At 68.6% G+C, this 25,977-nt stretch carries 28 protein-coding genes; 13 read left to right on the top strand and 15 right to left on the bottom strand.

Annotation, left to right across the window (positions count from 1 at the left end):
* Positions 1 to 81: 81 nt before the first annotated feature.
* Positions 82 to 714: a response regulator gene (locus tag SFB74_RS26140; protein WP_019656595.1), complete on the top strand. Its 633-nt coding sequence runs from the start codon at positions 82 to 84 to the stop codon at positions 712 to 714.
* A 49-nt stretch (positions 715 to 763) separates the two neighbouring features.
* On the opposite strand, the gene SFB74_RS26135 is transcribed toward SFB74_RS26140, so the two are convergent.
* Positions 764 to 1,210, bottom strand: coding sequence for a response regulator (locus SFB74_RS26135; RefSeq protein ID WP_432727268.1), 447 nt, complete (start codon positions 1,208 to 1,210; stop codon positions 764 to 766).
* 200 nt (positions 1,211 to 1,410) lie between these two features.
* On the opposite strand from SFB74_RS26135, the gene SFB74_RS26130 reads away from it, so the two are divergent.
* On the top strand, positions 1,411 to 3,444 hold the full coding sequence (locus tag SFB74_RS26130) for an AsmA family protein (protein WP_432727266.1): 2,034 nt from the start codon (positions 1,411 to 1,413) through the stop codon (positions 3,442 to 3,444).
* On the opposite strand, the gene SFB74_RS26125 is transcribed toward SFB74_RS26130, so the two are convergent.
* From SFB74_RS26125 to gpmA, 3 genes are all read right to left on the bottom strand, one after another.
* Positions 3,441 to 4,202: a HesA/MoeB/ThiF family protein gene (locus SFB74_RS26125; protein WP_432727265.1), complete on the bottom strand. Its 762-nt coding sequence runs from the start codon at positions 4,200 to 4,202 to the stop codon at positions 3,441 to 3,443. The genes SFB74_RS26130 and SFB74_RS26125 overlap by 4 nt on opposite strands.
* A 12-nt stretch (positions 4,203 to 4,214) precedes the next feature.
* The gene (locus SFB74_RS26120) at positions 4,215 to 5,657 is read right to left on the bottom strand and encodes a S41 family peptidase (RefSeq protein ID WP_093198490.1); all 1,443 of its coding nucleotides are present in this window, start codon (positions 5,655 to 5,657) and stop codon (positions 4,215 to 4,217) included.
* Positions 5,658 to 5,795: 138 nt separating this feature from the next.
* Positions 5,796 to 6,539 carry a 2,3-diphosphoglycerate-dependent phosphoglycerate mutase gene (gene gpmA, locus SFB74_RS26115; protein WP_301510335.1) on the bottom strand — a complete coding sequence of 248 codons (744 nt, stop codon included), beginning with the start codon at positions 6,537 to 6,539 and terminating at the stop codon, positions 5,796 to 5,798.
* 105 nt (positions 6,540 to 6,644) lie between these two features.
* On the opposite strand from gpmA, the gene SFB74_RS26110 reads away from it, so the two are divergent.
* From SFB74_RS26110 to nadA, 6 genes are all read left to right on the top strand, one after another.
* Positions 6,645 to 7,028, top strand: a complete 384-nt coding sequence (locus SFB74_RS26110) for a rhodanese-like domain-containing protein (RefSeq protein WP_432732000.1) — start codon at positions 6,645 to 6,647, stop codon at positions 7,026 to 7,028.
* 20 nt (positions 7,029 to 7,048) lie between these two features.
* Positions 7,049 to 7,309 (top strand): glutaredoxin 3, encoded by a 261-nt coding sequence (gene grxC, locus SFB74_RS26105; RefSeq protein ID WP_176659423.1) that lies wholly within the window; start codon positions 7,049 to 7,051, stop codon positions 7,307 to 7,309.
* Between the two features lie 119 nt (positions 7,310 to 7,428).
* On the top strand, positions 7,429 to 7,893 hold the full coding sequence (secB, locus tag SFB74_RS26100) for a protein-export chaperone SecB (protein ID WP_432727264.1): 465 nt from the start codon (positions 7,429 to 7,431) through the stop codon (positions 7,891 to 7,893).
* Positions 7,894 to 7,928: 35 nt separating this feature from the next.
* Positions 7,929 to 8,978, top strand: coding sequence for an NAD(P)H-dependent glycerol-3-phosphate dehydrogenase (locus tag SFB74_RS26095; RefSeq protein ID WP_432727263.1), 1,050 nt, complete (start codon positions 7,929 to 7,931; stop codon positions 8,976 to 8,978).
* Positions 8,979 to 9,003: 25 nt separating this feature from the next.
* Complete coding sequence (gene nadC / locus SFB74_RS26090; RefSeq protein WP_432727261.1) at positions 9,004 to 9,882, top strand: carboxylating nicotinate-nucleotide diphosphorylase; 879 nt, start codon at positions 9,004 to 9,006, stop codon at positions 9,880 to 9,882.
* A gap of 7 nt (positions 9,883 to 9,889) precedes the next feature.
* The gene (gene nadA / locus SFB74_RS26085; protein ID WP_432727260.1) at positions 9,890 to 11,011 is read left to right on the top strand and encodes a quinolinate synthase NadA; all 1,122 of its coding nucleotides are present in this window, start codon (positions 9,890 to 9,892) and stop codon (positions 11,009 to 11,011) included.
* 22 nt (positions 11,012 to 11,033) lie between these two features.
* Here the strand turns inward: nadA and SFB74_RS26080 are convergent, their stop codons facing one another.
* The 7 genes from SFB74_RS26080 to SFB74_RS26050 form a co-directional block, all read right to left on the bottom strand.
* Positions 11,034 to 11,396 (bottom strand): 6-pyruvoyl trahydropterin synthase family protein, encoded by a 363-nt coding sequence (locus SFB74_RS26080; protein WP_432727258.1) that lies wholly within the window; start codon positions 11,394 to 11,396, stop codon positions 11,034 to 11,036.
* A 37-nt stretch (positions 11,397 to 11,433) separates the two neighbouring features.
* Entirely contained in the window at positions 11,434 to 12,072 is a 639-nt protein-coding gene (gene queE, locus SFB74_RS26075; protein WP_432727257.1) for a 7-carboxy-7-deazaguanine synthase, read from the bottom strand.
* Positions 12,069 to 12,908, bottom strand: coding sequence for a pantoate--beta-alanine ligase (panC, locus tag SFB74_RS26070; protein WP_432727256.1), 840 nt, complete (start codon positions 12,906 to 12,908; stop codon positions 12,069 to 12,071). Before panC ends, queE begins: the two co-directional genes overlap by 4 nt.
* Before the next feature lie 13 nt (positions 12,909 to 12,921).
* Entirely contained in the window at positions 12,922 to 13,824 is a 903-nt protein-coding gene (gene panB / locus SFB74_RS26065) for a 3-methyl-2-oxobutanoate hydroxymethyltransferase (protein WP_432727254.1), read from the bottom strand.
* A gap of 69 nt (positions 13,825 to 13,893) precedes the next feature.
* Positions 13,894 to 15,468 (bottom strand): L-aspartate oxidase, encoded by a 1,575-nt coding sequence (gene nadB, locus SFB74_RS26060; protein ID WP_432727253.1) that lies wholly within the window; start codon positions 15,466 to 15,468, stop codon positions 13,894 to 13,896.
* A gap of 8 nt (positions 15,469 to 15,476) precedes the next feature.
* Entirely contained in the window at positions 15,477 to 16,313 is an 837-nt protein-coding gene (locus SFB74_RS26055; RefSeq protein WP_432727252.1) for a segregation and condensation protein A, read from the bottom strand.
* Positions 16,314 to 16,389: 76 nt separating this feature from the next.
* Entirely contained in the window at positions 16,390 to 16,596 is a 207-nt protein-coding gene (locus tag SFB74_RS26050) for a DUF3460 family protein (protein WP_432727251.1), read from the bottom strand.
* Positions 16,597 to 16,666: 70 nt separating this feature from the next.
* Here SFB74_RS26050 and SFB74_RS26045 point away from each other — a divergent pair, with 70 nt between their 5' ends.
* A complete protein-coding gene (locus SFB74_RS26045) occupies positions 16,667 to 17,143 on the top strand; it encodes an outer membrane protein assembly factor BamE (RefSeq protein ID WP_432727250.1) in 477 nt (158 codons plus the stop codon).
* A gap of 22 nt (positions 17,144 to 17,165) precedes the next feature.
* Here the strand turns inward: SFB74_RS26045 and SFB74_RS26040 are convergent, their stop codons facing one another.
* On the bottom strand, positions 17,166 to 17,717 hold the full coding sequence (locus SFB74_RS26040; protein WP_432727248.1) for a DsbC family protein: 552 nt from the start codon (positions 17,715 to 17,717) through the stop codon (positions 17,166 to 17,168).
* 17 nt (positions 17,718 to 17,734) lie between these two features.
* Positions 17,735 to 20,002: an aminotransferase class V-fold PLP-dependent enzyme gene (locus SFB74_RS26035; RefSeq protein WP_432727247.1), complete on the bottom strand. Its 2,268-nt coding sequence runs from the start codon at positions 20,000 to 20,002 to the stop codon at positions 17,735 to 17,737.
* A 102-nt stretch (positions 20,003 to 20,104) separates the two neighbouring features.
* On the opposite strand from SFB74_RS26035, the gene SFB74_RS26030 reads away from it, so the two are divergent.
* Complete coding sequence (locus tag SFB74_RS26030; RefSeq protein ID WP_432731999.1) at positions 20,105 to 20,566, top strand: Lrp/AsnC family transcriptional regulator; 462 nt, start codon at positions 20,105 to 20,107, stop codon at positions 20,564 to 20,566.
* Positions 20,567 to 20,678: 112 nt separating this feature from the next.
* Positions 20,679 to 22,391: an enoyl-CoA hydratase-related protein gene (locus SFB74_RS26025; protein ID WP_432727245.1), complete on the top strand. Its 1,713-nt coding sequence runs from the start codon at positions 20,679 to 20,681 to the stop codon at positions 22,389 to 22,391.
* Positions 22,392 to 22,405: 14 nt separating this feature from the next.
* Here SFB74_RS26025 and SFB74_RS26020 read toward each other — a convergent pair whose 3' ends face one another.
* Both SFB74_RS26020 and metG read right to left on the bottom strand, forming a co-directional pair.
* A complete protein-coding gene (locus tag SFB74_RS26020) occupies positions 22,406 to 22,612 on the bottom strand; it encodes a hypothetical protein (RefSeq protein ID WP_432727243.1) in 207 nt (68 codons plus the stop codon).
* Between the two features lie 23 nt (positions 22,613 to 22,635).
* Positions 22,636 to 24,729 carry a methionine--tRNA ligase gene (gene metG / locus SFB74_RS26015; protein WP_432727242.1) on the bottom strand — a complete coding sequence of 698 codons (2,094 nt, stop codon included), beginning with the start codon at positions 24,727 to 24,729 and terminating at the stop codon, positions 22,636 to 22,638.
* A 49-nt stretch (positions 24,730 to 24,778) separates the two neighbouring features.
* On the opposite strand from metG, the gene SFB74_RS26010 reads away from it, so the two are divergent.
* A complete protein-coding gene (locus tag SFB74_RS26010) occupies positions 24,779 to 25,456 on the top strand; it encodes an LpxA family transferase (RefSeq protein WP_432727241.1) in 678 nt (225 codons plus the stop codon).
* A gap of 47 nt (positions 25,457 to 25,503) precedes the next feature.
* Positions 25,504 to 25,926, top strand: a complete 423-nt coding sequence (locus SFB74_RS26005; protein WP_432727239.1) for a hypothetical protein — start codon at positions 25,504 to 25,506, stop codon at positions 25,924 to 25,926.
* Positions 25,927 to 25,977: the final 51 nt, after the last annotated feature.

Below are 25,977 nucleotides of genomic sequence, written 5' to 3'. Positions count from 1 at the left end.
AAGTTCGTGAATAATTGATAACAATCAGGGACCTGGCATGTTGCGACCCTCGCGTGCGCAACACAACGACGAAAGTAACAAATGATCAAAATCGGAATTGTGGACGACCACGCCATCGTGCGATCGGGCCTCCGGCAGTTCTTCTCCGAGCACGTGGACCTGCGCGTGGCGGGCGAGGCAGCCAGCGGCCGCGAGGCCATCGAGCTGGTGCGCACCACGGAGCTGGATGTGCTGGTCATGGACCTTTCGATGCCCGGGCAAAGCGGTATCGACGCGCTCGCCATGATCCGCGCCAAGGCGCCGGACGTGGGCATCCTGATCCTGAGCGGATACCCCGAGGAGCACTACGCGATGAACCTGATCCGTCAGGGCGCCAGCGGCTACCTCAACAAGGAATGCGATCCGATCGAGATCGTCAACGCCATCCGCACCATCGCCCTGGGCCGGCGCTACATCACGCCCGCCGTGGCCGAACTGCTGGCCCGCCAGCTCGACCGCAAGGACGACGCGGCTCCGCACGAGCAGCTCTCGGAGCGCGAGTTCCAGGTGTTCCTGAAGCTCGCCAAGGGCGAGACCGCCGGCGACATCGCCAAGACGCTGTCGCTGTCGGTGAAGACCGTGAGCACCTACCGCACGCGGCTGATGGAGAAGATGAATCTCTCCTCCAACAGCGACCTCACGTACTACGCGCTGAAGAACAAGCTGATCGACTGAGATCGGCTGGCAGGCGGGGAGGGGGTCCAAGGCGGCTTCTTCTCTTTCCTCAGCCCGCACCGGGCGAGGAGCGCGAGGCCCGGTCCCGGGCCTGCACGAGACAGAACTCGACCAGAGCGTCGATCTCGTTGGACTTGTCGAACACCGCGTCGACTCCGAATTCCGCACAGCGCCGCCGGATGTCGGGCGTCGCATAGTTGCTGAGCACCACCACCTTCTGCACCGGCTTGCGGGCCTGGCAGGCCTGCAGCACGCCGAGGCCGCTGCCCTGCTTGAGGAAGAGATCGACGATGACGAGATCCCAGTCGCCGTCGTGACCGAGCAGCCAGGCACGCGCGCCGCTTTCGGTTTCAGCGAAGCCGACGACGGAGGCGCAGGTGAGTTCTTCCAGCGTGCCAATGAGGTTTTCACGGATCGTGAGGTTGTCTTCGACAACGTAGGTCTGCAATCTGGAATCCATGCCGAACCGCGCTTCCTCTCTGGTTGGCAGGCGCATTCGCGGCGCCTCGTTGGCAGGGAAAGCCTGCAAACCAACTGTGCGGCTTTCCCGTTCCACATCATGCAAGCTTCGGCGCGGCACGGCTGTAGGCGGGTTCCCACGCATGCATGCGCGAACCGTTTCGTAGGCAATACCTCACGGTTTCTGCGGCCCGCCGCCGACCGGAGAGAAGCCATCATCGGAGTTACAAGGAGCCCATGGAAAACAACGAGACCATGAACAGCATCCCGCGCAAGAGGCCGCTCTGGCCGAAGGTGCTGGCGGGCTTCGTGCTGCTGTTCGCGGCGCTGGCCGTGGGGCTCGCCTTCTTCCCCTGGGACATGCTGCGCGAGCCGGTCAACCGCTACGTCAGCGAGAAGACCGGGCGCAAGTTCGAGATCACCCGGCGGCTCGACGTGGGGCTCGGGTGGCGGCAGGCCACCGTGAAGCTGGACGGCATCGAGTTCGCCAATCCTGCCTGGGCACGCGATCCCTATCTGGTGAAGGCGGAACGCGCCGACTTCGACATCCGCTTGTGGCCGCTGATCTCGAGCAGCATCGTCATTCCAAGGCTGGCGCTTTCCTCGCCCACGGTGGGGCTGCAGATGGAGGCCGACGGCCGTCGCACGTGGTCGCTGGGCAAGGAGGGCAAGGACAGCTCCGAAGGCGGCACCGTGCCCACCATCGGCCAGGTGCAGATCGACAGTGGCGCGGTCGACTTCCTGGCCAAGCATCTTGGCGTCGACGTGCATGCCGACCTGAGCTACGACAGCAGCCGCGGCGAGATGCCGCTCGACTACCGCATCAAGGGCCGCTACAAGGGCCAGCCGTTGACCGCCAGCGGGCGTACCGGCAACGTGCTGCAGATCGAGGCCACGAACGCGCCGCCATTTCCGATCGAGATCCGCGCCGCCGCCGGCCAGACGCAACTGAAGGCGGCTGGCACTATCGCCCGCCTGTCGGACCTGGACGGCATCGACGCCAGGTTCGACATCAAGGGCCAGACGCTGGGCGCGCTGTTCCCGCTGCTGGGCATCGCGCTGCCGCAGACCTCGCCCTACACCCTGAGCGGCAAGCTCGACAAGCGCGGCAAGCTGTGGGAGGCCTCAGGCCTCAAGGGGCGGCTGGGCCTGTCCGACATTGCCGGCGACATGCGCTTCGATCAGGCCGGCAAGCTGCCGCACCTGGCGGGCGACCTGCGCTCGAACGTGATGGACATGGATGACCTCGGCCCGCTGATCGGCCTGCCGCCCACGGCGCGTACCGCCGCAACTGTGGAAGGCGTGGCGCCGCCGCCCACCGTCACCCAGGTCAAGCGCCCCGGCGGCAAGGTGCTGCCCACGGCGCCGCTGGACTTCGAGCGCCTGCGCGCCATGAATGCCGACGTGAAATACACGGCCGACCGCATCCGCAACGTGCGCGACGTGCCGCTGGAGCGCGGCAGCGTGCAGGTGAAGCTGGCCGAGGGCGTCCTCACGCTCGACCCGCTCGACCTGGGCGTGGCCGGCGGCACGCTCGCCGGCGCGATCCGCATCGACGGCTCGAAGAATCCGGCGGACATCCGTGCTTCGCTCGACGCGCGGGCCATGAAGCTGGCCCGGCTGTTCCCGAAGCTCGAAACCACCGGCAACAGCGTGGGCCGGCTGGACGGGCGGATCAATCTCTCGGGCTCGGGCAGCACGGTGGCCAACTGGCTCGGGGGCGTGTCGGGCGATGTAGCGGTCATTTCGGGGCGCGGGCAGTTCGGCAACCTGCTGCCGGTGTTCGCGACGCTGGTGGGCGGCGACATCATCAAGTTCATCCTGCGCGGCGACCGCAACGTGGAACTGCGCTGCGCGGCCCTGGCCTTCGACGTGAACAAGGGCCTGATGACCGGCCGCACGCTGGTGGTGGACACCACCAACGCCGTGTTCATCGCCACCGGCCAAGCCAACCTGGCGACCGAGGGGCTGGACTTCGTGGTCCGTCCGGAGCCCAAGAGCAAGAACATCCTCTCGATCCGCACGCCGCTGGTGGTGAGCGGCACCTTCGGCGATCCGAAGGGCGGCCTGGAGGTCGGGCCGCTGGCCGGACGCGGACTGGCCGCGCTGGCGCTGGGTGCGGTCAATCCGCTGCTGGCGCTGGCCGCGACCATTGAGACGGGGCCGGGCGAGGATTCCGACTGCAAGGGCGTGGTGGCGCAGGCGAACAAGCCCACGGCAGGAGCCGCGGCCAAGGGCGCCGCCCGGGCGAAGGGCGCGAAGCAGCCTTAGTTGGAGCGGGGGCGCTGCGCGCAGACGCTGCAGTGCGGGTCGCGCGCCACGCGCAGCGTATCGAACGAGGTGCTGCGCCCGTCGAACATCAGCAGCCTGCCTGCCAGTGACGGGCCGATGCCGGCCAGCAGCTTCAGGGCCTCGCTGGCCTGCAGCGTGCCGATGGTGCCCACCACCGGGCCGAACACCCCGAGCACCGCGCAGCGCGTTTCCTCGAAGGACGCATCGGGCGGGAACAGGCAGGCGTAGCAGGGCGATGCGTCGTCCCGGGTGTCGTAGACGCTCAGCTGCCCGTCGAAGCGGATCGCCGCGCCCGCCACCAGCGGCTTCGCATGGGTCACGCAGGCCCGGTTGACGGCCTGCCGGGTGGCGAAGTTGTCGCAGCAGTCGACCACCACGTCGGCTTCGGCGACCAGGCGCGACAGCAGCGCCTCGTCGGCGCGCAGCGCGTGGGTTTCGATGGCGATCTCGGGGTTGATGTCGCGCATGGCCTGCGCGGCCGATTCGACCTTGGGCAGGCCGACGCGCGCGTGGCTGTGGGCCACCTGGCGCTGGAGATTGGTGAGATCGACCTCGTCGTCGTCGACCAGCACGATGCGGCCGACGCCCGCCGCAGCGAGATACAGGGCCACCGGCGAGCCCAGCCCGCCGGCGCCTATGACGAGAACCCGTCCGGCACTGACGCGGGCTTGCCCGTCGATGCCGAATTCCTCGAGAAGGATGTGGCGCGAATAGCGCAGCAGTTCGCTATCTTCCATGCGCCACCGGGCTCAGTTTTCCTTCTTCTCTTCCTTGTTGTCGACGATGACCTGCGTCTTGCTCACGAGCACCGGCTGGCCCTTCAGGCGGTTGAGCGCCTGCACGAGCGGGAAGTCCTTGTCGGTGCCGAACTCGGGCACCTTGCGGTCCTGCGGCGGCTTCTTGGCTTCTTCCTCGAGGCGCTTGCGGGCTTCGTCGCGGGCCTTCTCGCGCTCGGGGTCCTTGACTTCGGGGCCCTGGCCGCTGGCCAGGTGCTTCTCGAGGTCGGCCTCGCGCATGCGCAGGGCGGCGAAGGGGCTGCCTTCGGCGCTTTCGTCGACCAGCACGTTCGGCACGATTCCCTTGGCCTGGATCGAGGTGCCGCTGGGCGTGTAGTAGCGCGCGGTGGTGATCTTCAGGCCGGTGTCGGGGCCGAGCGGACGCACCGTCTGCACCGAGCCCTTGCCGAAGGTCTGGCTGCCCATGATGGTGGCGCGCTTGTGGTCCTGCAGGGCGCCGGCGACGATTTCGCTGGCCGAGGCCGAGCCTTCGTTCACCAGCACGACCAGCGGCACGCTCTTGAGCGCGGCCGGCAGGCTGCGCAGCGGGTCGCTGCCCGAGCGGCGCTGGTAGAACTCCGGCGCCGCCTTGTAGACCGACTTGCTCTCGGCCAGCTGGCCGTCGGTGGTGACCACCGTAACGTTCTCGGGCAGGAAGGCCGACGACACCGCCACCGCGGCGTCGAGCAGGCCGCCCGGGTCGTTGCGCAGGTCGAGCACCAGGCCCTTGAGGTTCGGGTCTTCCTTGTACAGCTCGTCGATCTTCTTGACGAAGTCGTCGACGGTGCGTTCCTGGAACTGGGACAGCCGGATCCAGCCGTAGCCGGGTTCGATCATCTTGCCGCGGACCGACTGCGTGCGGATTTCCTCGCGCGTGATCGTCACGGGGAAGGTGCGGCTCTCGTCCTTGCGGAAGATGGTCAGCAGCACCTTGGTGTTGGCTTCGCCGCGCATGCGCTTGACCGCCTCGTTCAGCGACAGGCCGCGCACGGCGGTGTCGTCGATCTTGGTGATCAGGTCATTGGGCTTGAGGCCCGCGCGGAAGGCGGGGGAGCCCTCGATGGGCGAGACGACCTTGATGAGGCCGTCTTCCTGGGAAATCTCGATGCCCACGCCGACGAAGCGGCCGGTGGTGCCTTCCCTGAATTCCTTGAAGGACTTCTTGTCGAAGTACTGGGAGTGAGGGTCGAGCCCGGCGACCATGCCCGAGATGGCGTCGGAGATGAGCTTCTTCTCGTCGACCGGCTCCACGTAGTCGCTCTTGACCATTCCGAAGACGGCGGCGAGCTGCTGCAATTCCTCGAGCGGCAGGGGCGCAAGCGAACCGCGTGCGACTGTCTGCAGCGAGACGGTGGTCAGGACGCCGGCAACGGCGCCGGCGGCGACCCAGCCGGTGATCTTCAATTTCTGGCCCATCATGAGTGGTTGTCCTTGTCGGCGGCTGTCAGTCCAATATACACAGCTTGGAAGCAAATTGTTTGCCGGGGTTCCACGGGTGGAGTGCCGGACGGGGGCTTTACAGAACGTCCCCCCGAGGCCCGTTCGGGGCCTGTTTCAGCCCTTGCCCTGCGAAGCCACCGCGGCGGCGGCCTTCTCGGCGGCCGCGGCATCGCCGAGGTAGTAGTGGCGCAGGGGCTTGAGGTCGTCGTCGAGCTCGTAGACCAGCGGAATGCCGTTCGGGATGTTCAGCCCGACGATGGCGTCGTCGGAGATGCCGTCGAGGTACTTCACCAGCGCGCGGATCGAGTTGCCGTGGGCCGCCACCACCAGCCGGCGGCCGGTGCGGATGGCCGGCGCCATCGATTCGTTCCAGAAGGGCAGCACGCGCGCCACCGTGTCCTTCAGGCACTCGGTCAGCGGGATCTGCTCGGGCGAGAGCTTGGCGTAGCGCACGTCGCCGCGCTCGCTGCGCGGGTCGTCGGCTTCCAGCGGCGGGGGCGGGGTGCCGTAGCTGCGGCGCCAGACCAGCACCTGCTCGTCGCCGTACTTCTTGGCGGTTTCGGCCTTGTTCAGGCCCTGCAGGCCGCCGTAGTGGCGCTCGTTCAGGCGCCAGGAGTGCACCACGGGCAGCCAGGTGCGGTCGAGTTCGTCGAGGGTGTGCCAGAGGGTGCGGGTGGCGCGCTTGAGCACGCTCGTGTAGGCGACGTCGAAGTCGTAGCCCTCGGCCTTCAGCAGCCGGCCGGCCTGCTTGGCCTGTTCGACGCCGGTTTCGGTCAGGTCGACGTCGGTCCATCCGGTGAAGCGGTTTTCCAGATTCCAGGTCGATTCACCGTGACGGATCAATACCAGTTTGTGCATGTGGGAGGCCTTTGGCTGCGCTTGCGAAACCTCGCATTCTAAAATCCCCGGTTTGCCATTCAAGGAACCCCCGTGAAATTGATCGAATTCGTCACCGCGAACTGGATGCTGATCCTGATCGCGCTCAGCTCGGGCGCCATGCTGGCCTGGCCGCTGGTGCGGGGGGCGGGCGGCGGAACGCTCACGGCCCAGGGCGCCGTGCAGCTCATCAACCGCGAGCGCGCCGTGCTGGTCGACGTGCGCGAACCGGAAGAATTCGCCACCGGCCACATGATCGGCGCCAAGAACGTTCCCCTGAACCAGCTCGAGGAAAAACTCGCCGGCGCGGTCAAGAACAAGAACGTGCCGCTCCTGCTGGTATGCGCCACCGGCGCCCGCGCCCAGCGCGCCGTGGCGGTTGCCAAGAAGCTGGGTTACGAGCAGGCCCAAGCCGTGGCCGGCGGACTGAAAGCCTGGAAAGACGCTAACCTGCCCGTTGAAAAGGCCTGAAATCCCCCGAGATGGAGCGTATGCAAGCAGTCAAGATGTACACCACCGCCGTTTGCCCTTACTGCATCCGCGCGAAACAGATCCTGAAGTCCAAGGGCGTCGAGCAGATCGAGGAGATCCGCATCGACACCGACCCCCAGGCCCGCAACACCATGATGGAGATCACCCAGCGCCGCACGGTGCCCCAGATCTTCATCGGCGACACCCACGTGGGCGGCTGCGACGACCTGATGGCGCTCGACAGCCGCGGCGGCCTCGTTCCGCTGCTGCAGGCCGCCTGAAACCGGTCCTGCCCCGGAACCGTCTTCCGACGGGGCCATAATCGCCAGTTCACTCATCTGCAGCCCGCTGCGGGACCCCCTCCCCGGCGGGCATTGTTTTGATCCTCGAAAGTTCAGCCATGGCCGACCAGCAAGCCCAAGATCCCGTCTTCCAGATCCAGCGCGTCTACCTCAAGGACCTGTCGCTCGAGCAGCCCAATTCGCCCGCGATCCTGCTGGAGCAGGAACAGCCCACCGTCGACATCCAGCTCGGCGTGGACGCCCAGCCCGTGGCCGAAGGCATCTTCGAGATCACCGTGGCCGCCACCGTGCAGACCAAGATCGGCGACAAGACCGTGTTCCTGGTCGAGGCCAAGCAGGCCGGCATCTTCGAGATCCGCCACCTGCCGGAAGAGCAGATGGGCGCCGTCCTCGGCATCGCCTGCCCGCAGATCGTCTACCCGTACCTGCGCGGCAACGTGGCAGACGTGATCCAGCGCGGCGGCTTCCCGCCCGTGCACCTGGCCGAGATCAACTTCCAGGCCATGTACGAGCAGCAGCAGGCCCAGGCCGCCGGCCAGGCTGCGCCCTCGCTGGCACAGTAATCGCGGCATTGCAGCCGTAGCAGCCACAGACGCCGATGAAGATCTGCGTTCATGGCGCCGGCGCCTGGGGCACGGCGGTCGCCGTCAACGCGGCGGCCCGCCACGAAGTCACGCTCTGGGCGCGCGACGCCGCCCAGGCCGACGCCATGTCGGCCGCGCGAGAAAACTCCCGCTACCTGCCCGGGCTGGCCCTGCCGGCCTCGCTGGCCGTGCGCGCCGGCGACATCGCCCAGGCGCAGGCCGGTGCCGACCTCGTCATCGTCGCCACGCCCATGGCCGCCTTGCGCGAGCAACTCGTCGCGTTGCGCGGCAGCAGCGCCGCTGTGGCGTGGCTTTGCAAGGGCGTCGAGCCCGCGCTCGACAGTTCTTCCCCCGCATCCTTCGGCCTGCTGGCCCACGAGATCTGGGCGCAGGTTGCTCCTGATTTGAGAGCGGGCGTGCTCAGCGGCCCCAGCTTCGCGCAGGAAGTCGCCGAAGGGCGGCCGACCGCGCTGGTGGCTGCCAGCCCGCACGCCGCCGTGCGCGACATGCTGGTCGACGCCTTTCACGGCCCTGCGTTGCGCGTCTATGCCAACGAGGACATCGTCGGCGTGGAAGTGGGCGGGGCGGTAAAGAACGTGCTGGCCATCGCCACCGGGCTGTGCGACGGGCTCGCGCTCGGGCTCAACGCCCGCGCGGCGCTCATCACCCGAGGCCTTGCCGAAATGACGCGCTTCGGCCTCGCGCTGGGCGCCCGCGCCGAGACTTTCATGGGCCTTTCGGGCCTGGGCGACCTGGTGCTGACTTCTACCGGCGACCTGTCGCGCAACCGCAAGGTCGGCCTGCTGCTGGCGCAGGGCCGCACGCTGGCGCAGGCCGTCGATTCGCTGGGCCACGTGGCAGAGGGCGTGTACTGCGCCCGCACCGTGGTGCAGCGCGCGCGCGGCCTCGGCATCGAGATGCCCATCGCCGAAGGCGTGGTCGCGCTGCTCGACGGCCGCATGAGCCCGCAGGACGCCGTGGCGGCCCTCGTCGGCCGCGAGCCGGTGCCGGAATCGGTGCAGCTCCAGCCGGGCGCCGCCGCTTCCCCCCGTCAATCCCCCTGAGAAAAACGCAGAGACAAAGAGAGCCATGAGCCTTCGCTTTGATTTTTCAGCGTCGGCCGTGGCCGCGCTGGCCCTGTCCGATGCCACCCGCGCATTGCAGGAAGACGTCGCCGGCGGCGACCTCACCGCTTCGCTGGTCGACCCGGCCCGCACCGCCCGCGCCCGCGTGCTGGCGCGCGAAGCCGCCGTCGTGTGCGGCGCCCCGTGGGTCGAAGCCACGCTGCGGCAGCTCGATCCGCAGGTGCGCATCCAGTGGCTGTGCGCCGAAGGCGAGCGCTGCGAGGCCGGCCAGACCGTGCTCGGGATCGAAGGCTCGGCCCGCGCGCTGCTGACGGCGGAGCGCACCTCGCTCAACTTCCTGCAGCTGCTGAGCGCGGTCGCCACCAAGACCGCGATCCATGCAGATGCCGTGCGCGGCACCCGCGCGCGCATCGTCGACACCCGCAAGACCATTCCCGGCCTGCGCCTCGCGCAGAAGTACGCAGTGCGCACCGGCGGCGGCCTGAACCACCGCATCGGCCTGTACGACGCGGTGCTCATCAAGGAAAACCACATCGCCGCGGCCGGTGGCGTGGCCGCGGCCCTGCGCGCCGTGGCGCCCGTGGCTTCGCAGGCCGAGTTCGTCGAGGTCGAGGTCGAGACGCTGGCCCAGCTACGCGAGGCGCTCGATGCCGGCGCGCGCATGGTGCTGCTCGACAACATGGACCTGCCCACGCTGCGCGAGGCCGTGCGCATCAACGACGAGGCCGGCGAAGACCGCAAGGCCGTGCTGGAGATTTCCGGCGGCGTCACACTGGACGGCCTGCGCGCCCTGGCCGAAACCGGGGTCGACCGGATTTCCGTCGGTGCCCTGACCAAGGACGTCAAGGCCATCGACTACTCGATGCGTTTCCAGGAAGGCTGATCCGCCCATGTCGTCCACGGTCATCGACGTCGACTACGAACAGCCCGCCGAAACCACAGCCGGCGCCGTCTGCGACACCCGCCACGCCTGGGCCCGCGTGCCGCCCGAGCCTTCGCCCGACGAACGCATCGCGCTGAAGGAGCGCATCCGCCGCCTGCTGCGCGAGCGCAATGCCGTGATGGTGTCGCACTTCTACGTGCATCCCGACCTGCAGGACCTTGCCGAGGAAACCGGCGGCATCGTGAGCGATTCGCTCGAAATGGCGCGCTTCGGCCGCGACCACGCCGCGCAGACGCTGGTGGTGTCGGGCGTTCGCTTCATGGGCGAGACCTCGAAGATCCTCTCGCCCGAGAAGCGCGTGCTGATGCCCGACCTCGACGCGAACTGCTCGCTCGACCTGGGCTGCCCGGTCGACCAGTTCAGCGCCTTCTGCGACCAGCATCCCGACCGCACCGTGGTCGTCTATGCCAACACCAGCGCGGCCGTGAAGGCGCGCGCCGACTGGCTCGTCACCTCCAGCTGCGCGCTCGACGTGGTGAATGCGCTGCATGCGGCGGGGCAGAAGATCCTCTGGGGCCCCGACCGCCACCTGGGCGACTACATCCAGCGCCAGACCGGCGCGGACATGGTCAGCTGGAACGGCGCGTGCATCGTGCACGACGAGTTCAAGGCGCTGGAGCTCGAGCTGCTCATGAAGGAGCATCCGAAGGCGAAGGTGCTGGTGCACCCCGAGTCGCCCTCGGACGTGATCGCGCTGGCCGACGCGGTGGGCTCCACCTCGGCCATCCTGAACGCGGCGCAGCGCATGGACGCCAACGAATTCATCGTCGCCACCGACAGCGGCATGCTGCACAAGCTGCGCACGCTGAACCCCGGCAAGGTCTTCATCGAGGCGCCCACGGCCGGCAACGGCGGCACCTGTAAGAGCTGCGCGCATTGCCCGTGGATGGCGATGAACGGGCTGGTGGAACTGGCGAATGCCCTGGAGACGGGGGCCGGAGAGATCCACGTCGATCCGGCGCTTGGGCTGCGGGCCCGTGTGCCGATCGACCGGATGCTGGCGTTCACGGCCGGGCTGAAGAACGGGCAGGCGCCCGGCAGTCTGGTGGCCGGCATCGGCGCGGCCTGAGCGAGCGCCAGGCGGGCGGCGGCTAGAAGTCGACCGTACAGCTGTCGCCCAGCGCCTCGCGCCAGACCTTCACGCGCGCAAGCGAAGGCCGCAGGTCGGGCAGCGCATCGGCGATGAACACGCACAGGTTCTCCAGCGTCGGCGGATGCAGCCCCTCCACGTCGTCCAGCAGGTGGTGGTCGAGCTGCTCGCGCACATCCTCCAACCGACGGCGCAGCAGGCCCAGGTCGATCACCATGCCTGTCACCGGGTCGCGCTCGCCTGTGAGCCACACCTCCGCGTGGTAAGTGTGGCCGTGGATACGGCGGCTGCCTTCGACTTCGATCTCGCGCTTGAGCGTGTGGGCGGCATCGAAGAAGAAGCGTTGGCTGATGGTGAATCGCATCGTCAAAAAGAAACTCAGAGGGAAAAGGGTCGCTGTCTCAGCGGATGCCGGTGATCTTGTGGGTCTGCACGCTGAGGCGCCACGCGGGCTGCTTCATGCATTCGGCAATGCAAAGCTCGGTGTTCGCGACGCGGTCGGGCCCGTCCATGGGCTGCAGGAAACGGTGCGTGAACTCGCCGGTGCGCGCCATGGTGTCGAGGTCGAATTCGGTCTGAGGCCACACCAGCTTCAGCTCCTGGCCGCGCTGCTGCACCCAGGGCGCGCCGGCCTTGGGGCTGATGCACAGCCAGTCGATGCCCTCGGGCGCCTCGACCGTGCCATTGCTCTCGACCGCGATGCGGAAGCGGCGCGCATGCAACGCGTCGACCAGCTCCGCATCCACCTGCAGCAGCGGCTCGCCGCCGGTCAGCACCACCAGCCGGTGGTCGGCATCGGTGGCGGGCCATTGCGCCGCGATGGTGTCGGCGAGCAGGTCGGCGGTCTTGAACTTGCCGCCCAGCGTGCCGTCGGTGCCGACGAAATCGGTGTCGCAGAAACGGCAGACGGCGGAGGCGCGGTCTTCCTCGCGGCCCGTCCAGAGGTTGCAGCCCGCGAAGCGGCAGAACACGGCCGGCATGCCGGCCTGGCCGCCTTCGCCCTGCAGCGTGTAGAAGATTTCCTTGACGCTGTAGGTCATGGGGCCGGCGTCTCGATCTCGAGGTTGTCGATCAGGCGCGTGGTGCCCAGGCGCGCCGCGGCCAGCGCCACCAGCGCGTCGCCCGGGGCCGGCGCCTGCAGGTCCGAACGGCGGCGCAGCACCAGGTAGTCGGGCTGCCAGCCGCGCCCGGTCAGCGTCTGCATGGCCCGCGCCTCGATGGCGCCCAGGTCGCGTTCGCCCGAGCGCACCGCCTCGGCCATCGCCTTCAGCGCCTTCGACAGCTGCACGGCCTCGGCGCGCTCGCTTTCGCTCAGGTAGCCGTTGCGCGACGAAAGCGCCAGGCCGTCTTCGGCGCGGAAGGTCTCGCCGCCCACGATCTCGACCGGCAGCGCGAACTGCCGGACCATGTGCCGGATCATCATCAACTGCTGGTAGTCCTTCTTGCCGAACACCGCCACGCGCGGCTGCACGCACTGGAAGAGCTTCATCACCACCGTGCACACGCCGATGAAGAAGCCGGGGCGGAAGTGGCCTTCGAGGATGTCGGCCAGCGCCGGGTCGGGGTACACCTTGCAGGTCTGGGGCTCGGGGTAGAGCGCCTTCTCGTCGGGCGCGAACAGCACGTCGCAGCCGGCGGCGCGCAGCTTCTCGCAGTCGCTGTCCCAGGTGCGCGGGTAGGTGTCGAAGTCCTCGTGCGGCAGGAACTGCAGGCGGTTCACGAAGATGCTGGCCACGGTCACGTCGCCCAGCGGCTTGGCCTGCTTCACCAGGGCCAGGTGGCCGTCGTGCAGGTTGCCCATGGTGGGGACGAAGGCGGGGCGCCCGAAGGCGGCCAGGTGGCTGCGCAGGTCGTCGATGGTGTGTGCGATGTGCATGAGGTTTCCTTCCTTACCAGGCGTGGAGTCGGTCGTCGGGGAAGCTGCCGTCCTTGACGGCCTGAACGTAGGCCTTGAGCGCGGGCAGCACGCCCGGCGCGTCGGCCATGAAGTTGCGCACGAACTTCGGCATCCTCCCGAGGTTGATGCCCAGCATGTCGTGCAGCACGAGCACCTGTCCGGCGGTGGCCTTGCCGGCGCCGATGCCGATGGTGGCGCAGTGCTTCAGTTCGGCCGTGAGCTCGGCGGCCAGCGCGGCCGGCACCATCTCGAGCACCACCATCGCGGCGCCCGCGTCCTGCAACTCGTGGGCCTGCTGCTTCAGCAGCGCGCTGGCGGTGTCGCCCTTGCCCTGCACGCGGTAGCCGCCCAGCGCGTGCACCGTCTGCGGCGTCAGGCCGAGATGGGCGCACACCGGAATGCCGCGCTCGACCAGGAAGCGCACGGTCTCGGTGGTCCAGCCGCCGCCTTCGAGCTTGACCATGTGCGCGCCGGCCTGCATCAGTACGGTGGCGCTGCGCAGCGCCTGTTCGCGCGATTCCTGGTAGCTGCCGAATGGCAGGTCGGCAATCAGCCAGGCCGTGCCCTGCACTCGGCGCAGGCCGCGCGAGACGCTGTCGGTGTGATAGCGCATGGTGTCCAGGCTCACGCCCACGGTGCTGTTCAGGCCCTGGCAGACCATGCCGAGCGAATCGCCGACCAGCAGGCAGTCGACGCCGGCCGCGTCGGCCATGGCCGCGAAGGTGGCGTCGTAGGCCGTGAGCATCGCGATCTTCTCGCCGCGCGCGTGCATGTCGGCAAGGCGCGGCAGGCTCACGGGCTTGCGCGATGCGGGCGGGGAGGCCGGCGGCAGCGTGCCGTAAGGCGAGGCCGGCGGTGCTTCAGTAGCGGCGGTGGCGGGTGTGGTGTTCGACATGGTTGGGTTTCTCCCTGCGGGCGTCGGTGGCCGGGCATCCTTGAGTGAAGAAAAACGAACGGGTGAGGGTTATCGGTCTGCCGGAGGCACCAGCACCGTGGGCGCGGTGGGCTCGGCGAGCGAGGGGTAGTCGCGGCTGAAATGCAGGCCACGGCTCTCGTGGCGGGCCTGCGCGGAACGCACGATCAGCTCGGCCACCTGCACCAGGTTGCGCAGCTCGAGCAGGTCGGGCGTGACGTGGAAGTTCGCGTAGAACTCCTGGATCTCGGCCTGCAGCAGCGCGATGCGGTGGCTCGCGCGCTCCAGGCGCTTGTTGGTGCGCACGATGCCGACGTAGTCCCACATGAAGCGGCGCAGCTCGTCCCAGTTGTGGGAGATGACCACGGCCTCGTCGGCGTCGGTGACGCGGCTGTCGTCCCAGGCGGGCAGTTCGGCGCGTTCACGCATCGGCGCCGAAGCAATTGCTCCGGCCGCGGCGCGCGCGAACACCATGCATTCGACCAGCGAGTTGCTGGCCAGCCGGTTCGCGCCATGCAGCCCGGTGCAGGCGGTCTCGCCGATGGCGTAGAGGCCTGGGATGTCGGTGCGCCCGCTCAGGTCGCTGAGCACGCCGCCGCAGGTGTAGTGCGCGGCCGGCACCACCGGGATGGGCTCGCGCGTGATGTCGATGCCCAACTCCAGGCAGCGCGCCAGGATGTTGGGAAAGTGCTCCTTCAGGAACGCGGCCGGCTGGTGCGAGATGTCGAGGTACACGCAGTCGAGGCCGTGCTTCTTCATCTCGAAGTCGATGGCGCGGGCCACCACGTCGCGCGGCGCGAGTTCGGCGCGCTCGTCGTGCTCCGGCATGAAGCGCGTGCCGTCGGGCAGCTTCAGCAGGCCGCCTTCGCCGCGCACGGCTTCGCTGATCAGGAAGGACTTGGCGTGCGGGTGGTACAGGCAGGTCGGGTGGAACTGGATGAACTCCATGTTCGACACCCGGCAGCCCGCGCGCCACGCGGCGGCGATGCCGTCGCCGGTGGCGGTGTCGGGGTTGGTGGTGTACAGGTACACCTTGCCCGCGCCGCCGGTGGCCAGGATGGTGTGCGGCGCGCGGAAGGCCTGCACCTCGTCGGTTTCGCCGTCGAGCGCGTAGAGGCCCAGGCAGGCGGGGTCGTCGAGCCCGATCTTCGGGCCGGTGATGAGGTCGACCAGCGTGTGGTGCTCGAACAGCGTGATGTTCGGCGTGCGCCGCACCCGCTCGATCAGCACCTGCTGCACCGCCGCGCCGGTGGCGTCGGTCACGTGCACGATGCGGCGCTGGCTGTGGCCGCCTTCTCGCGTGAGATGCAGATCGCCGTCTTCTTCCGAGAAGGGCACGCCCAGCTCGCGCAGCCAGCCGATGGCCTCGGGCGCGTGCTCGACCACGAAGCGCGTGGCCTCGGGGTCGCACAGGCCGGCGCCGGCGATCAGGGTGTCTTCCACGTGCGCGTCGAAGCTGTCGCCCGCCGCCAGCACCGCCGCGATGCCGCCCTGCGCCCAGGCGCTGGAGCCGTCGTTCAGCGCGCGCTTGGTCAGCACGGCCACGCGGTGCGTGGGTGCCAGGTGCAGCGCCGCCGAGAGGCCGGCGAGGCCGCTGCCGACGATGAGGACGTCGAAGTCGCGCACGGGGTGGATCAGGAGGGTGAGTACGCCAGCCGGACGTAGATGGGGGCGAAGGCTTCCGCCTGGGTGATCTCGATCAGCGTCTCCTTCGCGAGCTCCAGCATCGCGATGAAGGTGACGATCAGCACCGGCACGCCGCGCGACACGTCGAAGAGCTTCTCGAATTCGACGAAGCGCTGCCCCTGCAGATGGCGCAGCACGATGCTCATGTGCTCGCGAACGTTGAGTTCCTCGCGCGAGATCTTGTGGTGCTGCACGAGCTTGGCGCGCTTCATGATGTCGGCCCAGGCGTCGCGCAGCTCGATCACGTCCACGTCGGGAAAGCGCGGCTTCAGCGACTGCTCGATGTAGACCTGCGCCTTCCAGAAGTCGCGGCCGTACTGCGGCATGGCGCTGATGGCGGCGGCCTGCAGCTTGGTCTGCTCGTACTCGAGCAGGCGGCGCACGAGCTCGGCGCGCGGGTCTTCCGCCTCTTCGCCGTCGGCCACCTTCTTGGGCGGCAGCAGCATGCGCGACTTGATCTCGATCAGCATCGCGGCCATCAGCAGGTACTCGGCCGCGAGTTCGAGGTTCGTCTGGCGGATCTCGTCGACGTAGCTCAGGTACTGCCGCGTGAGCCCCGCCATCGGGATGTCGAGGATATTGAAGTTCTGCTTGCGGATCAGGTAGAGCAGCAGGTCCAGCGGGCCTTCGAAGGCCTCCAGGAACACCTGCAGCGCCTCGGGCGGGATGTACAGGTCCTTCGGCATCGCGAACAGCGGCTCTCCATAGAGCCTCGCGAGCGCGACCTGGTCGACCACCTCGGGCATGTCGACCACCAGCGTGCCGGTGTCCTCGTCGCTGTTCATCGGGTGGTTGCTATTGTTTCAGTAGCGACCAACGCAATGCGGACGGGTGTGTGCTGCCAATTCGGCATCAGCGAAATTACTTGGTCTGGGTCTGGTAGACGTACGGCTTCTGGGGCACGCGGGCTTCGCTGTACTCCTCGAGCAGGCCGCGGTCGAGGTGCTTGTCCCAGAGCAGGGCGCGGCCGGCGCGCTGTTCGGCCTCCAGCGTCGGCTTCTTTTCCTTCATCTCCTCGATGAAGTTCGTGATCTCGGAGGTGTAGTGGGGGCGGCGGAAGATGGACATAGACTGGACCTTTGTTGGCGCGAATTTTACCGGGGACGGCATGAAGCAAATTCAGGGATGGCGGATCGGCATGGCAATCGGGTGTCTGGCGGCGGCGATCGGGCTCGCGGCATGCGACTCGAAGAACATCAGCGAACTCGAGGAAGGCGTCTCCACCGAGGCCGACGTGCGGGCCCGCTTCGGCCAGCCCGAGAACATCTGGGACGCCCCTGGCGGCGCCCGCGTGTTCGAGTACAACCGCCAGCCGGCCGGCCAGAAGAACTACATGATCACCATCGGCACCGACGGAAAGATGAGCGCGCTGCGCCAGGTGCTCACGCCCGAGAACTTCGCGAAGGTGCAGCCCGGCATGATGATGGAAGACCTGCGCAAGATGCTGGGCAAGCCCGCGAAGGTCACGCCCTATGCGCTCAAGCGCGAGACCGAGTGGGAGTGGCGCTGGGTGCAGCCGCCGAACTCGTCCATGGTCTTCACCGCCACGCTCAACGACGACCAGCGCGTGGTGCGCAGCGGCTCCTCGCCCGACCGCGGCACCGAGGCGCCCTAGCCTCGATTCGGCCCGGCCCGGCTCAGCCGCCCGCGCCGAGCAGCTGCTCGATCCAGCGCACGGGAATCGCGCCCGGCACGAAAGTGCCGTCGCCGAAGATCAGCGCGGGCGTGCCCCGTATGCCCAGCTTGCGCCCGAGCGCTGCGTTGCGTTGCAGCGCCGATGCATCGCACGCGCCCGTGGATGCCGCAGGCACGGTGCCCGCTTCGATCCATGCCTGCCAGCCTGCGGCCCTGTCCTTGCCGCACCACAGGTCGCGCGCCTTGGCTGATGAATCCTCGCCCAGCACCGGGTAGAGAAAGACGTGCACGGTGACGTTGCCGAGCGTTTTCAGGTCCTTGTCGACGCGCTTGCAATGGCCGCAGTTCGGATCGGAGAACACCGCGATCTGCCGCTTGCCATTGCCATGCACGACCTTGATCGCGTCCTGGAAAGGCAGTTGATCGAAGCGCAGCCCGTCGAGCTTGCCGAAGCGCCCTTCGACGGAATCGGAGCGGCGCTGGGCGAAGGCGACGGAGGCCGGCAGCGTGCCGAGCGCGCAGGTGGCGAGGAGAAGATTGCGGCGGAGATTCACTGGGGCTTTCAAGGGGATCAGGCCGATTGCACGTGCAGGGCTTCGGCGGACGATTCTCGCGGCCAAAGCGCAAGGCCCCCGGCGAGGCTCCAGGCCTGCGCATGGCCCAGCCTGCGCAGCGCCCTGGCGGCCTGCGCGCTGCGGTTGCCGCTGCGACAGAAGAACACCACCGGCGTTTCCTCGGGCAACGCCAGCCAGTCGGGCAGGGCATTGGTCAGCCTCGACAGCGACACGGCCTGCTGCCGGCTCGCCGAGTCCAGCACCGGCGCGTGGCCCAGGCGCTGCTCGTAGGGCTCGCGCACGTCGACCAGCACCAGTCCGGGCTGTGCCTGCAGCAGTGCCGACAGAGCCTCGGGGGCCAGCTCGAAGGACGTGCCGGCGGTGCAGGTGTCGACCCGCGCGCCGCAGGCCATGGTCTGGTATTCGGTGAGCGCGAGGCCGCGCTCCAGCGCCTCCTTTGCGCGCGCGAAGCCGGCCGCGTCCAGGGCGCCGGAGAGAACGTCCCGCAGCAGCGGCTGGGCCGCGCATTCGGTGTCCAGCGTGGCGGCGAAGCGGTCGTCGTAGTCGTGGCCCGGCAGCATCAGCGTGCCGGGTTCCAGCGCCTGCTTCAGCTTCAGCAGCGAAGGGCCGTAGGCCATCGGTTCGCTCTGCGCGAAGTCGCTGCGGCCCAGGGCGCCGGGCATCACGGTGTCGCCGACGAAGGCCAGGCGCAGGCCACCGGCATCGTGCAGCAGGTAGGCCGTGGAGTCGGCGGTGTGGCCGGGCAGCGCCAGCCGCGTGAGCCGCTGCGCGCCGAGATCGATCTGCTGCGCGCCCTGCGGCCATCCGAGCGCGTCCACGGGCCCCGGCTCGCGTTGCGATTCGGGCACGGCGGCGAGCAGCTCGGGGCCCGAGGAGGCGTGGTCGCCGTGGCTGTGCGTGTCGAGCACGGCGGCCAGCGTGTAGCCGTGGCAGCCCAGCCATTGGGTGAGCTGGCCGGTCAATTCGGGCAGCGGGTCTATGACCACGCAGCGGCGGCTCACTGCGTCGGCCAGCAGGTAGCAGCAGGCGCCGTCGACGACGAAGCGGGTCAGCCGCTCGGGCGGCAGCGCGTGGCTCTGCGGGGTGGTGCTCAGGCAGCTCTCGCGCAGCGACTCGCCGCAGGCGCCGATGCGGGCGCAGGCTTCGTCGATGAAGGCCTCGTCGGTGGCCGGGCCGAAGGACAGCCGCACCGCCGAGGCGGTGCGCCAAGCGGGCAGCCCCATCGCTTCGAGCACGTAGCTGGGCCGGGCCTTCGACGCGCCGCAGGCGGAGCCGCCGCTGACGCGCATGTCGGCGGCGTCGAACAGGTCCAGCAGCAGCTTGGAACTCAGGCCGGGCACCGAGAAGTTCAGGGTCGTCGGCAGGGACAGCTCGGGCGGCGCGTTGAACACCAGCCCCGGAAAGGCGTCCTGCAGCGCGGTGGCGAGGCGGTCGCGGTATGCGGCGAGCGTGGCGTGGTCCTGGAAGGTCCGGCCCTCTTCGAGCGCCTCGAGCACCGCGCCCAGCGCCGCGATGCCCGACATGTTCTCGGTGCCGGAGCGCAGCGAGTCTTCCTGGCCGCCGCCGGCCATCAGCGGCGTGAAGGGCGCGCCCTGGCGCACATACAGCAGGCCGATGCCCTTGGGCGCGTAGAGCTTGTGGCCGGAGAAGGGCGCGTAGTCGATGGGCCGTTCGCCCAGCCACAGCGGCAGCTTGCCGAGGGCCTGCACGCTGTCGACCATCCAGAGCGCCGGACTGTTCGCGAGCGCGGCCGCGATGCCGTCGAGGTCGCTCACCACGCCGGTCTCGTTGTTGGCGGCCATCGTGCAGACCATGCCGGCGCGCGGCGCGTGCGCGCGCAGCCAGCCGAGGTCGTGGCGGCCGTCGCGGCCCACGGGGATGGCGAGCACCTCCAGGTTCAGGCCCAGCAGCGCGTTCCAGTGCCGAAGCGCTTCGGGCACGGCCTTGTGCTCGGTCGCGCCGTAGAGCAGCAGTTGCGTAGTTGTGTCGCCCGCCTGGTGGCGTGCGCGCAGCGAACTCAGGGCCGACAGCACGGCGGTCTGGATGCCTTCGGTCGCGCCGCTGAGAAACAGCAGCTGTCCCGAGGGCGCCCCGATCACCCGGCGGGCGCGGGCGCGCACCGCGTCCATCAGCGCCCGGGCCTTCAGGCCGGTGGTGTGGGTGCTGCTGGGGTTGCCGAAATCGCCGGCCATGGCGGCGAGCGCCGCGGCGCGGGCCTCGGGCAGAACGGGGGTGGTGGCGTTGGCGTCCAGATAGATTTCCATGGGCATGATTCTGCAAAGCCGTACGAGGAAAAGGCTTGCGTTCCAGGCTCCATTTCTTCAGTATTTGAGAATCCTGTTCTCAGAAATATGAAGAAGATAAAAATAGATTCCATGGATCGGAAGATCCTCGAACTGCTGCAGCAGAACTCCGAATGGCAGGTCGCCGAACTGGCCGCCCGGGTCGGCCTGTCGCAAACGCCCTGCTGGCGGCGCATCCAGCGCCTGAAGGAGGCCGGCGTGATCACCCGCAGCGTGACGCTGGTCGATCCGCAGAAGGTGAACGTGGGCGTCACCGTGTTCGTCGCCGTGCGCACCCGCACGCACTCGCTGGCGTGGTTCGAGCACTTCAAGGCCGTGGTCGACGTGATTCCCGAGGTCGTCGAGTTCTACCGGATGAGCGGCGACATCGACTACCTGCTGCGCGTGGTCGTGCCCGACATCGCGGCCTACGACAAGGTCTACAAGCGCCTGGTGGCAGACACCGACCTGTCGGACGTGAGCTCCAGCTTCGCGATGGAGGAAATCAAGTTCACCACCGCGCTGCCGCTTTCCTACGTCGAGTAAGGGCTGCGGCAGGGGCCATGCGAACTTTCAGTCAACTTATCCGGAACGAGGGTTACAGATACATTTTTGACATTAGTTGACATTTCGTCACCGACATTACCGGGGCCGTCCGATGCACATCCTGCTTGTCGCGAGCGCGTTCAACAGCCTGACGCAACGGGTTCTCGCCGAACTCCAGGATCGCGGCCACACCGTCGGCGTGGCGCTGGCCCTCGGCAATGACGACGCACTGCGCGAGGCGGTGCGGGTGCATGCGCCGCAGCTCATCGTGGCGCCGATGCTGACCAGCGCGATCCCACAAGACGTCTGGACCGCCCACACCTGCCTGATCGTGCATCCCGGCCCGCCGGGCGACCGGGGCCCCTCGTCGCTCGACTGGACGCTGCAGGGCGGCGCCGAAAGCTGGGGCGTCACCGTGCTCGAGGCCGTGGCCGAGATGGACGCGGGCGATGTCTGGGCCTGGTCGCCGCTGAAGCTGCCGCCGCTGGCCGGCAAGAGCGATCTCTACCGGGGCGAGGTGGCCGACGCGGCGCTCGACGCGGTGCTGCTCGCGGTCGAGCGCTTCGCCTCGGGCAGGCACAAGCCGCAGAAGCAGGAGCCAGCCGCGCTCGCCGCCGGCTGGCGGCCCTTCATGAAGCAGGAGCAGCGGCGCATCGACTGGGCGTCCGACCCGACAGAGGCGGTGCTGCGCCGGCTGCGCGCTGCCGACTCGCAGCCCGGCGTGCTCGACGAACTGCTGGGCGTGCGCTGGTACCTGCACGGCGGTCATCCCGAAGACGAACTGCGCGGCCGGCCCGGCGAACTGATCGCCACCCGCGCCGGCGCGATCTGCCGCGCCACCGTCGACGGCGCGGTGTGGATCCAGCAGCTGCGGCCCTGGCGCGAACCCGGCTCGCGCCTGCCCAGCTACAAGCTGCCGGCCGTCGAGGCGCTCGGCGACCTGCTGCCCTTCGAAGTGCCCGAGGTGCCGGCGCCGCTGCAGCTGCCGGCCGGGCGCCGCACCTGGTCGGACATCCGCTACGGCGAGCAGGGCGCGGTCGGGGTGCTGAACTTCTCCTTTCCCGGCGGCGCGATGAGCACCAGGCAATGCCGGCGGCTGCTGGAGGCCTACCGCTTCGCCTGCACCCGGCCGACCTCGGTGCTGGTGCTGGGCGGCGTGCGCGACTTCTTTTCCAACGGCATCCACCTCAACGTGATCGAAGCGGCCGAAGACCCGGCCGAGGAGTCGTGGGCCAACATCCATGCGATGAACGACCTCGTCGAGGCTGTGCTCACCACCACCGACCGGATCACCGTATCGGCGCTGGGCGGCAACGCGGCGGCCGGCGGCGTGATGCTCGCGCTGGCGGCCGACGAGGTCTGGTGCCGCGACGGCGCAGTGCTCAACCCGCACTACAAGCTGATGGGGCTGCACGGCTCGGAATACTGGACCTACATCCTCCCGCGCCGCGTGGGCGAGAGCGAGGCGCTGCGTCTCACGCAGTCGGCGCTGCCGGTGAGCGCGAAGCGCGCGGTCGAACTGGGCATGGCGGAACGCGTGCTGCAGGCCGCGTCAGAGGAATTGGGCGACGAGGTGGCCCGGCTGGCGGCGGAACTGGCCGCGTCACCGGACATCGCCGAGCGCATCGCCCAAAAGAAGTCGATGCGCGAGCAGGACGAGTCGGTGAAGCCGCTGCAGCGCTACCGCGACGAGGAGCTGACCCACATGCGCCGCAACTTCTTCGACGCGCGCGAGCCCCATGCGGGGCTCAGATCAGCATTCGTGCGGAAGGAAAAGGCGTTGCACACGCCGCCGCACGTGGCCCGGCTGGGCCTGGCGGACTGAGTTTCGCGAGAGCCTTACTGGCTGTCGGGAATCACCGCGTCGGCCGCCGCGCCCACGGCCTTGCCCGTGATGCGCGCGGTGCCGATGGCCGCGTCGGCCGCCAGCCCGACCGCGCCGGCGCCCACGCTCACCGCCGTGCTGGCCACCGTCACCACCGCGCAGCCGCCCAGCAGCGTCGAAAGCGAGACGAGCACAAGGGCGCGGCGCAGCAGGGTGGTCATGGCGGTTCCTCTTTCGAAGTCGATCAGCGAACCCGCATGCCCGGCGTAGCGCCCGGCCAGGGTTCGAGCACGTGGATGCCGGGGTGGGCCTTCTCGTCGCCGTGGCTGGCCGCGAGCACCATGCCTTCGCTCACGCCGAACTTCATCTTGCGCGGCGCGAGGTTGGCGACCAGCACCGTGAGCTTGCCCACGAGCTGCTCGGGCTGGTAAGCCGAGGCGATGCCGCTGAAGACGTTGCGGGTCTTGCCCTCGCCGGCGTCGAGCGTCAGGCGCAGCAGCTTGGTCGAGCCCTCGACCTTCTCGCAGGCCACGATCTTCGCGATGCGCAGGTCGATCTTCGCGAAGTCGTCGATGGTGATGACGGGCGCGATGGCTTCGCCGCCCGGCAGTTCCTGGGGCTGTGCGGTCACGGGGGCCGCGGCAGGTTCCGGGGCGTCGAACAGCTTGTCGACCAGCTTGGCGTCGGCGCGCTGCATCAGGTGCTTGTATTCGCCGATGGCGTGGCCGACGGGCAGCGGCTGCGCCGCATCGGCCCAGGCCAGCGGCTGGATGTTCAGGAAGGCCTCGACGTTCAGCGCCAGCGCCGGCAGCACAGGCTTCAGGTACAGCGTGAGCAGGCGGAAGGCCTCGATGCACACGGTGCACACGTCGTGCAGGCGCGCCTCGGCGCCTTCCTTCTTGGCCAGCTCCCAGGGCTTGTTCTGGTCGACGTACTCGTTGACCTTGTCGGCCAGCGCCATCACCTCGCGCAGCGCGCGGGCGTAATCGCGGCCGTCGTACAGCGAATGCAGCTGCGCCGCCGCGTCGCGCAGCGTGAACAGCAGCGCGTCGCCGTCGGCCGAGACCTCGCCCAGCTTGCCGCCGAAGCGCTTGCCGACGAAGCCCGCCGCGCGGCTGGCGATATTGATGTACTTGCCCACGAGGTCGCTGTTGACGCGCGCGACGAAGTCCTCGGGGTTGAAGTCGATGTCCTCGTTGCGGCCGTTGAGCTTGGCGGCGATGTAGTAGCGCAGCCATTCGGGGTCGAGCCCGATCGACAGGTACTTCAGCGGGTCGATGCCGGTGCCGCGGCTCTTGCTCATCTTCTCGCCGCTCACCGTGAGGTGGCCGTGCACGTACACCGCGTCGGGCGCCTTGCGGCCGCTGAAGTGCAGCATGGCGGGCCAGAACAGCGTGTGGAAGGTGATGATGTCCTTGCCGATGAAGTGCACCTGCTCCAGGTCGGGGTCGGCCATGTACTCGGTGTACGAGATGCCGTCGCCGCCGAGCTCGATGCAGCGCTTGTCCAGCAGGTTCTTCAGCGAGGCCAGGTAGCCCACGGGGGCATCGAGCCACACGTAGAAGTATTTGCCCGGCGCGTCGGGGATCTCGATGCCGAAGTAGGGCGCGTCGCGGCTGATGTCCCAGTCGCCGAGGCCACCCTTGCCTTCGTCGTCCTTGTAGAGCCATTCGCGGATCTTGTTCTGTACCTCGGGCTGCACGTGGCCGGCTGCGGCGGTCCATTCCTTCAGGTAGGCCTCGCAGCGCGGGTCGGAGAGCTTGAAGAAGAAGTGCTCCGAGCTGCGCAGCTCGGGCTTGGCGCCCGAGAGGGCCGAGTAGGGGTTGATCAGCTCGGTGGGCGCGTACACGGCGCCGCACACCTCGCAGTTGTCGCCGTACTGGTCCTTCGAATGGCAGTTGGGGCACTCGCCCTTGATGAAGCGGTCGGCCAGGAACATGCCCTTTTCGGGGTCGTAGAACTGCTCGACGCTCTTGGTGCTGATGAGGCCTTTGGCGCGCAGGTCGCGGTAGATGTCCTGCGCCAGCTGGTGGTTCTCGGGCGCGTCGGTCGAGTGCCAGTTGTCGAAGGAGATGTAGTAGCCGTCGAGGTACGGCTTGCGGCCCGCCGCGATCTCGGCCACGAAGGCCTGCGGCGTCACGCCGGCCTTGTCGGCCGCGATGGTGATGGCCGCGCCGTGGGCGTCGTCGGCGCACACGAAGTTGACGTCGGCGCCGTTCATTCGCTGGTTCCGCACCCAGATGTCGGCCTGGATGTATTCCATCATGTGGCCGATGTGGAACTTGCCGTTGGCATACGGCAGGGCGGTGGTGACGAAGAGCTTGCGCGGGGCGGACATCGGGGAGGGCGCTTTCGGAGTGGCTGACGGGGAGAACCGGACATTTTAGGTGGCGTGGCTCCCGGGTGCCTTCGGTGGCAGCATCGACCCCATGCCGCACGCCATCGAACTCGCCGCCTACATCGCCGGATTCGCCGGGTCTCCCCTCGCGCCGTGGGCTGCATCGCCGCCGTGGGAACTGCCGCCGCAGGCCCCGGAAATCGTGCGCCGGCTGCTGGCCGGGCTGCCCGTTGGCGACTATGCCGTCGATGGTGAAGTGGCCATTCACCGCAGCGCCCGGGTCGAGCCGGGCGCGGTGCTCAAGGGGCCGCTGATCCTCGGCCCGGGCTGTTTCGTGGCCACGGGGGCCTACCTGCGCGGCGGCAACTGGGTCGATGCCCGCTGCAGCATCGGGCCGGGCGTGGAGCTGAAATCGTCCTTCGTCTTCGCGGGCACGGCGCTCGCGCACTTCAACTTCGTCGGCGATTCGGTCATCGGCGCGGGCGTGAACATGGAAGCCGGCAGCATCATCTGCAACCACCGCAACGAGCGCGCGGACAAGCAGGTCTTCGTGCGCAGCGGCGAGGGCGGGGCGCTACAGGGCACGGGGTGCGAGAAGTTCGGCGCGCTCGTCGGCGACGGCGTGCGCATCGGGGCCAATGCGGTGATCGCGCCCGGGGCGCTGCTGGCGCCTGGCCGCGTCGTGGGCCGGCTGGCGCTGGTGGACGAGGAACTGCCCGGCCTATAGAGTGGCTGCAGCGGCGCCGCAGGGGCCGAGATCAGGGAGAAAAAACCATGTCCGACGATCGTTTCGCCCCGCCGGGCGCCGAAGTGCTCATGCCGGAGATGGCGCGGGAGGTGCCCGACGCCATCCTCAGGAAGATCCGCAACGCCTGGATCGCGGGCCTCGTGTCGGCGGCGGTCACGCTCGTCTTCGTGCTGATCGCGGTCGCCGGCACCAGCCTGATCGGCATGAGCGCCTACCAGTTGCTCGACGTCGTGCTGATCCTCGGCCTCGCCTTCGGCATCTACAAGAAGAGCCGCATCTGCGCGGTGCTGATGCTGGCGTACTTCGTGTGGGCCAAGGTCGTCCTCATCCGGCTGGGCCACGCCAACGGAACGGGCCTGGTCATGGCGGCGGTCTTCTTCTACTTCTACCTGCAGGGCGTCATCGGCACCTTTGCTTACCACCGGTACCAGAGGCAGAAGGAGGTCTGAGCGTGGGGGCACTCGGCGCGCCGCTGTCGCGCGGGCGACGTATGCTCCAGC

It is taken from the genome of Variovorax xiamenensis, assembly GCF_050916385.1.
In the GTDB taxonomy this organism is placed as follows: domain Bacteria; phylum Pseudomonadota; class Gammaproteobacteria; order Burkholderiales; family Burkholderiaceae_C; genus Variovorax.
The sequence above is the reverse complement of the archived record's forward strand: the minus strand, read 5'-3'. Positions and strand labels throughout refer to the sequence as shown.

Bases quoted from the DNA above. Each gene is read 5' to 3' on its own strand.
- panB (WP_432727254.1), bottom strand. From the start codon at position 13,824: ATGTCGAACACCACACCCGCCACCGCCGCTACTGAAGCACCGCCGGCC.
- SFB74_RS26025 (WP_432727245.1), top strand. From the start codon at position 20,679: ATGCACATCCTGCTTGTCGCGAGCGCGTTCAACAGCCTGACGCAACGG.
- gpmA (WP_301510335.1), bottom strand. From the start codon at position 6,539: ATGCACAAACTGGTATTGATCCGTCACGGTGAATCGACCTGGAATCTG.
- SFB74_RS26020 (WP_432727243.1), bottom strand. From the start codon at position 22,612: ATGACCACCCTGCTGCGCCGCGCCCTTGTGCTCGTCTCGCTTTCGACG.
- SFB74_RS26140 (WP_019656595.1), top strand. From the start codon at position 82: ATGATCAAAATCGGAATTGTGGACGACCACGCCATCGTGCGATCGGGC.
- SFB74_RS26050 (WP_432727251.1), bottom strand. From the start codon at position 16,596: ATGTCCATCTTCCGCCGCCCCCACTACACCTCCGAGATCACGAACTTC.
- SFB74_RS26135 (WP_432727268.1), bottom strand. From the start codon at position 1,210: ATGCGCCTGCCAACCAGAGAGGAAGCGCGGTTCGGCATGGATTCCAGA.
- SFB74_RS26095 (WP_432727263.1), top strand. From the start codon at position 7,929: ATGAAGATCTGCGTTCATGGCGCCGGCGCCTGGGGCACGGCGGTCGCC.
- SFB74_RS26125 (WP_432727265.1), bottom strand. From the start codon at position 4,202: ATGGAAGATAGCGAACTGCTGCGCTATTCGCGCCACATCCTTCTCGAG.
- secB (WP_432727264.1), top strand. From the start codon at position 7,429: ATGGCCGACCAGCAAGCCCAAGATCCCGTCTTCCAGATCCAGCGCGTC.
- SFB74_RS26035 (WP_432727247.1), bottom strand. From the start codon at position 20,002: ATGGAAATCTATCTGGACGCCAACGCCACCACCCCCGTTCTGCCCGAG.
- SFB74_RS26110 (WP_432732000.1), top strand. From the start codon at position 6,645: ATGCTGATCCTGATCGCGCTCAGCTCGGGCGCCATGCTGGCCTGGCCG.
- nadC (WP_432727261.1), top strand. From the start codon at position 9,004: ATGAGCCTTCGCTTTGATTTTTCAGCGTCGGCCGTGGCCGCGCTGGCC.
- SFB74_RS26120 (WP_093198490.1), bottom strand. From the start codon at position 5,657: ATGGGCCAGAAATTGAAGATCACCGGCTGGGTCGCCGCCGGCGCCGTT.
- SFB74_RS26045 (WP_432727250.1), top strand. From the start codon at position 16,667: ATGGCAATCGGGTGTCTGGCGGCGGCGATCGGGCTCGCGGCATGCGAC.
- panC (WP_432727256.1), bottom strand. From the start codon at position 12,908: ATGCACATCGCACACACCATCGACGACCTGCGCAGCCACCTGGCCGCC.
- SFB74_RS26080 (WP_432727258.1), bottom strand. From the start codon at position 11,396: ATGCGATTCACCATCAGCCAACGCTTCTTCTTCGATGCCGCCCACACG.
- nadA (WP_432727260.1), top strand. From the start codon at position 9,890: ATGTCGTCCACGGTCATCGACGTCGACTACGAACAGCCCGCCGAAACC.
- queE (WP_432727257.1), bottom strand. From the start codon at position 12,072: ATGACCTACAGCGTCAAGGAAATCTTCTACACGCTGCAGGGCGAAGGC.
- SFB74_RS26130 (WP_432727266.1), top strand. From the start codon at position 1,411: ATGGAAAACAACGAGACCATGAACAGCATCCCGCGCAAGAGGCCGCTC.
- SFB74_RS26005 (WP_432727239.1), top strand. From the start codon at position 25,504: ATGTCCGACGATCGTTTCGCCCCGCCGGGCGCCGAAGTGCTCATGCCG.
- grxC (WP_176659423.1), top strand. From the start codon at position 7,049: ATGCAAGCAGTCAAGATGTACACCACCGCCGTTTGCCCTTACTGCATC.
- metG (WP_432727242.1), bottom strand. From the start codon at position 24,729: ATGTCCGCCCCGCGCAAGCTCTTCGTCACCACCGCCCTGCCGTATGCC.
- SFB74_RS26055 (WP_432727252.1), bottom strand. From the start codon at position 16,313: ATGAACAGCGACGAGGACACCGGCACGCTGGTGGTCGACATGCCCGAG.